The organism is Candidatus Micrarchaeota archaeon, assembly GCA_021163225.1.
Lineage (GTDB): Archaea > Micrarchaeota > Micrarchaeia > Anstonellales > JAGGXE01 > JAGGXE01.
The window spans coordinates 1-11,077 of sequence record JAGGXE010000041.1 but is presented as its reverse complement, the minus strand read 5'-3'; the positions used below and the strand labels follow the sequence as shown (position 1 = coordinate 11,077).

The window sequence follows — 11,077 nt, the reverse complement described above, 5'->3', positions numbered from 1 at the left end:
GTTGTTGAACATAGATGACGACCACGTATACGAGTATACCGTAAACGGTGAGAGGATAAAGGAACGACTGGCTCACGGTCAAACATCCGATGGGTACGTTCCCTTATTACGTGCTCAGGAAGAGATCGTCTACTACAAGTCGGGTCTGTTCACACCGTTCTCCATCAACATGAGTTATGAAGAGTTTATGACGTCAATAGAGGATAGCGATTATGTGATAGGTTATTCTTGGCGTACTGCACACGGTGAGAACTGGCTCACCCCTGTCAAAGACCAGGGTGGTTGTGGGAGTTGTTGGGCGTTCGGTACTATCGGAGCGTTGGAAGCTCACATAAATCTTTATTACAATCAACATATTGATGTAGATTTGAGTGAACAGGACTTGGTTTCATGCATTGGTGCTGGTGGATGCTACGGAGGATGGCCGCCTGACACTGCTCTTGATTACATCCAAGAAACAGGTGTAGTTGATGAAGAATGTTTTCCGTATAGTGCATGGGATGAGCCATGTGACGATAAATGCGATGATTGGAGTTCAAGGGTATGGAAGATTACCAGTCACAGCGGTGATATTTATGTTTATTATATTCATGATCAATTGAATCCAGGGGTCGGTGTCAGTGTCAAAGAGTATTACCGGGATCTTCTTTCAAATGGACCTTTAGAAACGGTCATACATTGGTGGAACCATTGCGTAACAGGCGTAGGGTTCAAAATCTTTACAAATTACGGGATTAATGCTATTGAAATCAAGAATTCATGGAGTGACGACTGGGGTGACGATGGATACGCTTACATTTTGCAATTTAGCGGATTGACGTATCAAACGATCGGTGATGTAATCCCGCCTAGCGGTACTTCTCATGATGTAGAATGTCGTGACAATGACGGTGACGGATACTGTTGGTGGGGGATCGGCGAAAAACCATCGACGTGCCCTGCTTCTTGTGCAGGTAATGATAAAGAGGATTGCAATGATTCTGATCCGAACAAAAATGAACTTATCAACGGATACATTTGTATCGATAGTTCACACAATATAGATTCCTGTAAGGTCTTGTCTTCTCCCGGAATTTATTTGGTAACGGAAAACATAACCTCAACATCGTCCGTTTGTCTAGATGTGCAGTCAGACGATGTAATCATCCTCGGAGAGGGTTATAAGATCAGAGGAACTGGTGCTGAAGGCACAAAGGGAATACGTATAAACGGCCATCATAATGTCTACATAAAGGATCTCATTATTGAAAACTTTGGCACTGGATTGGATCTAGAAAATGCTGGTGATGTAACTGCCAAATATCTGATAATAAACGAATCCGGAGTAGGTATACGTGTTTATAACTCTGATTCAAACAAATTTAAACTGAACAGGATTTTGAATTGCGACATTGGGGTAGGTGTTATAGATTCGGATGATAATCGATTTGAAGGAAACTATGTTCGATACAGCGAAACTGAATCGTTGCATTTGGAAGGGTCGAGTAATAACTGGTTCTACTATAACACTTTCTGTGGTGATGGCGAGGACGTCAATGTTGTGAGTGGCACTAACCAGTTTAACGGCACTGTTTGTTCTTCAAGTAGTTCTGTTTGTGAACAGAGTTGTTCTGAGGGTTATGATTGTGTCAATCTTTATTGGCCTGACAGCTATCTAGAGGGATTGTCTTTTGACAGAGGTCTCTTTACTTTGGATTCAGTGTCTGAGGTTACATTGTGTAATATAACATATTTCTTAGATAAAGATACTCATCTGATTGTTAGGTCCCCGAGTAGTTATGCAACAACCATTAATTGTAATGGGGCGTTATTTACATCTGATTTCAACACATATCCGTATGATCCTGTTGCTGGTCAGGAAATAGGTTATGCAGATGTGGGATTGATGATTGTTTCACAAGCAACGACAGTTAAAAACTGCAACTTTGTTAATGTACCAACTCCGATCGTTCAATTATTGGAATTTGGCAACGGTATGTTAATTATTGAAAATAACAGTTTTGAAAATATATCTGGTGTGGGTACCGCTATCTACATACACGATGCTAACTTCATCATCAGAAACAATCGGTTTAGAAATATTGGTGTGGACAATCCAAACGAATATTACTATAACTACGGGGCAATCTTTTTACATGACTATCACACCTATTATTCATCACCAAACCTTATTGCTAATAACACCTTCTATAACACTACTCCCATATGCAATGATTTCTATTCAAATACCTGTTTTTCTTCTCCTTTGCATATAGTAAACAATACCTTCGAAAATCCCTTTAAGATCCGTAATAGAAGGTATGTCATATGGTTTGATCATTATTACCATCCTCTTTATTATGTTTCAATATACAACAATAGATTTATTAACGGTTCGATAAGAATTCCACATGGAAATAGTTTTCAGATACGGGATAACTACTTCCTCTCACAAGATTCTGGGGCAGCCCAAAGTGTAATATTCTTTAGTGGATATGATTCTCTTATTTACAATAACACGATCATCTGTAATCATAATCTCACGTGTTTTGAAGGGATACTTCTTGAATGGGATTCTGGTAATAATAACATATCTAGAAACTATATTGAATCTGCCTTTTCCTACGGAATAAAGTTAGACGATACTACCAATAGCTATGTTGAAGATAATGTGATATTAAACAGCGGAAGCTTAGGGCTTTACATGCATAGTTCTTCATCTAATAATCACATTGAGCATAACGTTATTTGTGGATCCGGTAGTGACGACATAGTAGAATATGGTTCGTCGAACGAGTACATTGAAAACTATTGCGAAACTTCGTATCCAGATGGTCTGTGCACTGCAACCAGAACCTACTATTACGATGGTGATTCCGACACCTATGGTGTAGATACTATGACTGAAGAAAGCCAGTGCCCATCATCAGGTTACACTTGGAGGACTGGCGATTGTGACGATCTGAATGCAACGGTTCATCCGGGTGCTGAAGAGGTATGCGACGGTGTAGACCAGGATTGTGATGGATTGTTTGACGAGGATTTTGATTCTGATGGAGATGGGTATACAACTTGCGGTTATAACATCACAACCGGCGAATACATAGAACATGATTGTCTGGACGACCCGTCTGGCGATCCTCCGGGATGTCCCACCGACCCGAGCGGTTGTGACCCGGGCTGTCCTTCTGATGGTACCTCGGCATGCGCGATCTGTGTCAACCCTGGACATACTACTGAGTGTTGTGATGATTCGGTGGACAACAACTGTGACGGTCTGTTGGATGATGAGGATCCCGACTGTGTGCCCTTGGGAATAGATATAATGGACATGGACGGTGACGGGTATAACGTGTACGTGGACTGTGACGACCTTGATCCGACTGTACATCCCGGTGCGTTTGACCGGTTGAACGGTAGGGACGACGATTGTGATGGTTTGATAGACGAAGATGTAAGACCAGGTATTAAACCAGGTTATCCTGACAAGTTACCAGTGCGTGTGGGGCCCGTCTATATACAACAAGATCTAATTAGGAGGGGTTGATCTAAGGTTAATCTTCTTCTAAATTAGTGTAGTCTTACCCCAACAAACATTCTTTTAGGTGGTATCCGAAAGGTTTTTATTTGCCTTTTGTTATATATGTTGATATAATGTGATTATTTTACAAACAAACACAATTCGTGTGAGTTTGGGTGAAATGTATGCCTAAGAAGAAATATGGAAAGAGGGAGGAAAGTAAAACATCAAGAAATAAAACATCTGGAAAACATAAACCTCTTATCGAGAATCAGGATGATTATAAGAGATATAAACTGATCAAGTTATTCAGGGAATATGCACAAGAAAAAGATGCTCATGACCTATCACTTAACAAGTTCTTGGATTACTGTAAGTTTAGAGGAGTGGAATTTGAGGAACAGGAGTTGTACAGTTTGATGAATGTTCGTACATGGCAGGAGTTTACTAGTAAGATGGGTATGTACAATGAATTGGATTATAGGGTCCGTCTACGTGTCTTGGATGCTGGGGTTGATTATGTTAGGGAATATGCAGTTTTACCTGACCCTGATCATTGGAACAGATGGGCAGAGGACCGTGATCTACCCGATGAGGACTGGGTTGAAGAACGGTTCGGTTCATGGGATTATTTCCTAGATAATGTTAGGAAGGAGATCGTCAAAAGATACAGTTATGACGTGTCTAAGGTGGAACGTCAAATAGTTAAGGATTACCTGACTACTGGAGATTTACCTGATTATAAGAGATTGTTAAGAAGATATCAGAAAGGAGACTCGTTCCATCCCATTCTAGTAATAGGGTTGTATGGATCCTTTGATAACTTGAAAAAGGAGATAGATTCTATTGTAGAAAGTGTTATGAGATACGAGATGGCACAGTTTTTGGACTGGACTGATAAACCGTTTACACCTGAGGAATGGAACCGATACGCAAGAGTAACAGAATTTGTTGAATACGATAGGGTTAAGGAATATATTGAGAGAAAGGTTGATGTTAAGGATGAACCTACTGCACCGGTCTTTTTGTTGGACGAGTTTACACCTGAGATAACACGAACCGTCAAAAACAGAAAAAGAGCGAAAAATAGGAAACCTAACACCGAGAGATGGTATGATCAAGACGCATTAGTGAATATGGTTAAAGAATTAGCAGGAGAACTCGGGAAGACACCCACGTTAAATGAGTTCTTGGAGAGGTATGATATCTCTGTAATGAACATAAGGAAATGTACAAAAAATTATCAAAACCTTCTGATAAATGCTGGATTATTACCTAATAAAATTATCGGTAGTGATGGAGAGTTGCTGTTTCTTGGTAAAGAGGTTGTCATACGTATGGGTGGTTGTATCTCAAGCAATCAGTGGGAAGAATTGAGGAAAAAAAGATGGGTGTTACCGTCCAGAGAGACTATATTTCGTAGGTTTGGTACCTGGGACCGTTTCTGGGATGCAGTTGCTGAAAGGTTCCCTGAGGTGGCAGATCGGATTGCAAAAACAAATAGTAAAAAAGGAAAAAAGGTTTATTCAAGGAAAGAATTGATTGACATGGGATATGAGATCTATAAGAAGAAGGGACATGTTGTTCATATAGGAGAATGGCGGGAGATATATAAGGAGGAAAGTCTGCCTTCTGACAAAACCATCGTTAATAAGTTCGGTTCCTTCAAAGCATTTTGGGAGGAAGTGGCAAAAGAATATCCAGAGGTTAGAGAAAAATTGGATTTCACAGATATGAAATATCCTTATGAGAAACTTATTGAGATAGGGTATCGTGTGTTCAAACACTTCAATAGAATTCCATCGTATCCAGAATGGATACGTGCTGAAAAAGATATGAACCTACCTTCAATCGTGACCCTCCAAAACAGGTTTAAGGGTTACTATAACTTTTGGTACGAGGTTGCAAAACATTATCTTGAGGTTGAGGATTATTTGGCCACACATAAATGTGGGGTATGGACACGTGAAGAAATATTGAACGCGGGTGTGATGGCGAGTTATTTCCTGGGTCATCTACCATCCACAAAAGAATGGATAATGTTGAAAAAAGAGTATCCTAATGATTTCGGTTGGCTACCTTCCATAAATACCTGTAGAAGGAAATTCATTAGTTGGAAAAACTTCATGAAAGAAGTTGAAAAAAGAATAAGAGGCGATAAAAATTAATTTGGAAACGGGTTAACCAGACCCCAAATGTTTATAAACATGAAAATATACAAAAAATAACAGGGGATGGTATGGTGAAGGTAATCATCTTCGATCTCGCGGAAGTCTATCTTAAAGGTTTGTTAGGTGTGGAGCGCCGTATCGCTGAACTATTGAATCTTGATCCTAAAACGGTGTATGAAGGTCTTCATATCCCTGAATTGACATTACTCTTTAAAGGTAATATTACCGAAGATGAATATTGGGAAAGGGTTATAACGGTTACAGGATGGAACCTAGACATTCAAAAGTTAAAGAGAGAAGTTAGGGAAAATTTTCAAGAGATACAAGGCACACGTGAAATCATAGAAGCACTTAGAAAGAAATATACTGTAGTAGTGCTTTCTGTACATGCAAAAGAATGGATAGAATACTGTAGAGAACAGTTTATGCTCTCGGAACTCTTCCATCATGAGTTTTATTCCTTTGAGTACGGTGTGTGTAAACCGGATCCGCAAGCGTATAAACACGTCCTGGATAAACTCAAGGTAGAACCGGGGGAATGTGTCTTTATAGATGACCAGGAGAGAAATCTAATACCTGCCAGACAACTCGGTATCAAGACTATTCGGTTTAACAACCCAGAACAATTAAAAGAAGAACTAAAGAAGGTAGGTGTCTCCTTAGAATGAAGAGGTGTTCTGCAGATCTCCCTCTGTGAACGGGATGTAAACAGGATAGAATGATTTATGGAAGGATAGATTTTCGGAGATAAGTATAGATGGGGAAAAATTGCAGATCTTCTGAAAATACATTTATAAAACTTGATATCAAATTATTTGCGATGTCCTTATCCAAACATAAAAAAGGAACTTATCTTGCGGTAGCCTCTGCGGTAGTCATGGGTTTGGCGACTGTGGTCGGAACCCAGATATCAAAACAGATTCCTCCTATTCTGTTCGCTTCTGTCTACATGTTGTTATCGGTTCCTTTCTTGATCCTTCTTTCTGTATTGTTGAAGGAGAAGATTAATCTAAACAGGATAAGGAACGGCTTCTCTGATATAATGGGTGTCGTAATCACCAGAAACCTGTGCGGAACAGTTCTGTTATTGACAGGGTTTAGCCTCACCACTGCTGTACGCGCTGTCTTCTTACTAGGACTGGACCCTGTATTTGTCACCATTCTTGGTTGGAAGTTCTTAGATGAAAAGATAGACAAAAAACAATCCCTTTTGATACTATCTTTACTTTTCGGAGTGTTCTTATTATCCACCAATCTTGATATTAACTCCCTCGGTGAGAAACTTCAAATCGGTGACCTGTTGGTCATGTCAGGTGTTTTCTGTATGTCTTTATCTTATCTCCCAAGTATAAAGGCGATGAAGAAGATCAATTCGGTTGAGTTAACGTTAACTACTAACCTGATAGGCGGTGTTCTCCTTTTAATCGTTTCCCTATTCTTGTTTCATGATATAACAAACATAGGAGTAAATACTTGGTGGATGATCCTTGTATACGTTGTGTTGTTTAGTGTATTGAGTTTGTATACCTTCTATTCCGCCCTAAAGTACACGAAACCATGGATCGTGAGTTCGCTTCTACAACTTGCCCCGGTTCCTGGAGCGATTTTTGCTTATCTTTGGCTTAGAAACGTCCTTACTCCGATACAGGCAATAGGCGGTATGGTCATCATGATCTCTTCTTATCTTATTGCAAAGGGACATCATAAATGAGATTTGACCTCTAAGTTTTATAGTCTACTTATTAATTCTAGGACGGTTTGCCTTACATCCTTAGCTTGATAGATCCCTCTCCCTACAAACGCATGCCAACTATTACCGATCACCTTACCGACTTCTGAGATATCGCCGCCCTGTGCCACAAAACCGGGTGCGTAGAAGATGGGTGAAACACCCTTATCTTCCAACATTCTTTTTATCCGCCCTATTACTTCCGGTTTATTCCCAGGAACAACAAAATCGGTTACCCCTAACTCAGCCGCGAGCGAATACATCTCCATGATAGCCTCATCTCTAATGTAACCGCCTTCACTTCTGATGTATTTTGGATGCGTCATCAACCCTCCAACAATAACCCCTAACCCCTGGTCAAAAGCAGACCTGATCCATGCCTTTTCGGTTTCTGGTCCTGCCTGGGGAAACAGTATAACAGCGTCTATCCCAGCATCCTTACACACCCGCATGAACATGGGACCTGTATCAGGGATGTCTGTTCCAGCCTTTTGATGATCGTAGATGATAGGTTTATCCGTGTACCTTCTTGTTATCTCAACGATCTTCGGTAAACCGTATTTTAGGGCTAAAGAGAAACCTATCTTATACCCACCTATCCTCTCTATATCTGCAGTTTCTCTTACAATCTCCTCATAGGTATTTAAAGGTACATCGCATGCGGGTATTATACTCTTGTCTACTCGGATTATCTTTCCCATGAACACACCCCTTCCTATAAGTTCGTCTAGGTTGTGTTTTAAATAGTCGATGGCCACTCGATACGGTTCGTTAAACACGTCTAATCTTTTTGTACTCTTGCAAGATAGGTCTCAATAGCCTTTCGGGTATACGGTTCAAGGTCTAGTTTTAATGCTTCGTTAGGGGTAACCCAGATAAATTCTTCGCCTTCATCATTAAGTTTCACGTCATTGGAATCTGTTTTGCACACAAAATCTAACAGTATGAAATGTTTTCTCTTCCAATAATTCTCATCAAATATACATTCCTGAAATCCTAAAAATCTTATATCGTACACATCCAAACCGGTCTCTTCTTTAATCTCTCTTTTCAAAGCGTCAACTGCATGTTCACCCAGTTCTATATGACCTCCCGGAATCACGTATTTATTACTCCATTTATGTGATTTGATAAGAAGGATTTTGCCTTCTCTGTTGATTATCACTCCCCCAACCACAGGTTCCGGAAATTGCACTCCTTCGTTGTCTTTCTCGGATGTTTTTTCAGGTTCCACTTTATCACCAACAGATTGAAGTTCATTTGGTCTATATATTTCTTTTGGTATTTAAAAGGAGTTGTGTTATCCGGCTCTGTAGAAAACCTCTAAATAAATATAATTTTCCTAATATATTCCTAATATAAGTTATAAACCATGTGCTTAAGTTTAACTTTCTTTTTCTCATCCTGCTGGGTTTCTTTCCAAACTCATATAATCCTTTTTTAAGTTCCCCCTACCTACTTTTCAGAAGAGAGTAGTTCCGAAACCCTGTAATCTAACCGGAAACATATATATTCATAATTAGTAGGGGTGTGTTGATGTTGGGTATATAATCTCGGAGGGGCTGGAACTGGTTACCGAACTATCCCATCCAACCCTTTACCCGAGATAAAAATAACCAAACTAAAAACGATTTCTACAGAACCTGTTATCCATAAGTTACGTGTCTCTGTGGATGTTTACTGATCGTTTCGTCAGAGGATTAGTTTCTTCTGCCGAGAAGTTCATGTTCTATTCCCAGATTATATCCTTTAATCTACGTGAGAAAACCCACCAAGACTTAATAAGAGAAAGAAGAGAAAGTCCTACCGTGTACTTACTTCTTATCTATTCCTCTCTTGCTATCGAACATCTTGTAATAACAATCCCTGCATAGAGCAGTATAAGATTCGCTACCGCCAACCTTAACCACACCCGTCTTCTCCTCAGACCCTATATAAAAGGTAAATACTGCATCCTCTCCACAACGCGTGCACACTGCCTTGAGCACTACTATATCTTCGTGTGGAAGGGCTAAGAGATCTCCCACGTGTTTTTTCCCATCTGAAAACGGAAACGGCCGACCCTCCGAAGTAGAGGATAACGCAGCATAAACCACATCAACGCCATGTCTTAATATATGCTCTATCGCTTCGATAATCCCAGAATCAAAGAACTGTGTCTCGTCTAAGAACGTCGCGGCCACGTTAAACCCAATCTTCTCAAGGTGATAGACCACTTCTTCGGACCTTCTAACAACCGTACACTTCAATGTGTTTAGGTCATGCGTAACGATATCCTCCTTAGAATATCTTTGATCGATCCAGGGTTTAAATGCACGCCATTCCTTACCCGCCAATGTCAGACGTTTTGCACGGCGAAATAACTCGGTTGTCTTACCAGAAAACATAGGCCCAATAATACCGGTCAATCTTCCAGAACGTCGCGAATACCTTTCCATAAGACCACCCATATTAGCTGTAAAGCAAACTTTAAATTCTGTTTGTTCAATACCTCGATAAAATCAGGTTTTATTGAAGCATACTGAAACAGTAACCCACACAATTAAAACAGTCCGGTATCTGAGTTAACATTCTTTAAGATGACCTTTGTCTTCTTATCAATAAGTCAGGATATCCTCCGCGTGGAACACGTTCCCACTCAGCACCGATCTCTTTCAGGATTTCGTAACAACTATTACGTACTTCTTCTACTGTTATGTTTGAAGGAAAGGAGTTTTCCTTGGCTTCTACTTCTAAGAAACACCCTAACCCGTCTACTTTATCTATGAGAACTTCAAACCCTTTGTATTCATAATAGGTCCTGTGTTTTACTACGGTCACACGTTTGACAAAATTTAAATTCTTCAAGATCGTTGCCATCATCTCTGGATCTTTGATCTCGGTCTCATATTCGTCCGTCTTCAAAAGTTCGCCTTTGTCATCATAGTGACAGTAGTGGTAACACAGTTTACTCGTGTCTCCTTTGTACCTTATCCGTAGGTATTCTCTTGTAGGATGTTCGGCAAAAAAGTCATTATCCTTAGGAACAAAATATTCGTCTTTTTGCTCTTCCTCTTTGATTAATTTGCCTATCTCTTTGAGTCGTTTCTCCACATGATCAGGGTTCTTCAAAATAACCTTTATCTCAATCTCCTCATTCATAAAACCATCCTTCTCTATTCCAGGAAACGTATAGATTCATGATAGCGATGTTTCTGTCGCTCAGTTTTTAAAACTGTATGTTAATGACGTATGGATTCTCATCGTTCTCTATACGATCTATTATAATTGTTGTTACTTTATCTAACAACTTCCTAGGATCTCTTCCTAAACTTATAAACATACTTTCAACTTCTTTGAATCCGCCTTCATAGAGTTGGAAAAGATTATCCGATGGATCAATTCTCGGTTTGTCAATGAATAATCCAGTGAGATGCCTGGCTACAAATTCGCTGAATCCTTCGTCAAGAAGAGCGACTTGAGGTAAACATGAAAGAAAGTATGTGTTACTGCCTCTCTTTATGAGATTCAAACGGAGAATGTAATGTGTAACCTCATGATAAATTGCGCCCTCATGTATGATTCTCTCCGGATTTCTTTCAGGATTAACGTAGAATGTAAATTTTACCTCTAGAGTATTGTCAAACCCGACCTCAAAACGGAGCGACCCCGAACAATAAATGGGGTCTAACACCTCAC

The 11,077-nt window shown here is 39.9% G+C and carries 9 protein-coding genes; 4 read left to right on the top strand and 5 right to left on the bottom strand.

Annotated features, from left to right (window positions below; genetic code table 11):
- The 4 genes from J7K41_02835 to J7K41_02820 all read left to right on the top strand — a co-directional run.
- Positions 1-3,526: right-handed parallel beta-helix repeat-containing protein (locus J7K41_02835; GenBank protein MCD6549616.1), on the top strand; the 3,526-nt coding region annotated here is incomplete at its 5' end.
- A 158-nt stretch (positions 3,527-3,684) separates the two neighbouring features.
- Positions 3,685-5,667 (top strand): hypothetical protein, encoded by a 1,983-nt coding sequence (locus J7K41_02830; protein ID MCD6549615.1) that lies wholly within the window; start codon positions 3,685-3,687, stop codon positions 5,665-5,667.
- Between the two features lie 71 nt (positions 5,668-5,738).
- Complete coding sequence (locus J7K41_02825; GenBank protein MCD6549614.1) at positions 5,739-6,338, top strand: HAD family phosphatase; 600 nt, start codon at positions 5,739-5,741, stop codon at positions 6,336-6,338.
- 152 nt (positions 6,339-6,490) lie between these two features.
- Positions 6,491-7,381: a DMT family transporter gene (locus J7K41_02820; GenBank protein MCD6549613.1), complete on the top strand. Its 891-nt coding sequence runs from the start codon at positions 6,491-6,493 to the stop codon at positions 7,379-7,381.
- 17 nt (positions 7,382-7,398) lie between these two features.
- On the opposite strand, the gene J7K41_02815 is transcribed toward J7K41_02820, so the two are convergent.
- The 5 genes from J7K41_02815 to J7K41_02795 all read right to left on the bottom strand — a co-directional run.
- Positions 7,399-8,100, bottom strand: a complete 702-nt coding sequence (locus tag J7K41_02815; GenBank protein ID MCD6549612.1) for an orotidine 5'-phosphate decarboxylase — start codon at positions 8,098-8,100, stop codon at positions 7,399-7,401.
- An 80-nt stretch (positions 8,101-8,180) separates the two neighbouring features.
- Positions 8,181-8,594, bottom strand: coding sequence for an NUDIX domain-containing protein (locus J7K41_02810; GenBank protein MCD6549611.1), 414 nt, complete (start codon positions 8,592-8,594; stop codon positions 8,181-8,183).
- A gap of 619 nt (positions 8,595-9,213) precedes the next feature.
- A complete protein-coding gene (locus tag J7K41_02805; GenBank protein ID MCD6549610.1) occupies positions 9,214-9,837 on the bottom strand; it encodes a thymidine kinase in 624 nt (207 codons plus the stop codon).
- 136 nt (positions 9,838-9,973) lie between these two features.
- Complete coding sequence (cyaB, locus tag J7K41_02800) at positions 9,974-10,540, bottom strand: class IV adenylate cyclase (GenBank protein ID MCD6549609.1); 567 nt, start codon at positions 10,538-10,540, stop codon at positions 9,974-9,976.
- A gap of 67 nt (positions 10,541-10,607) precedes the next feature.
- Positions 10,608-11,077, bottom strand: a 470-nt coding sequence (locus J7K41_02795; GenBank protein MCD6549608.1) for a hypothetical protein, incomplete at its 5' end; no start/stop codon positions are given.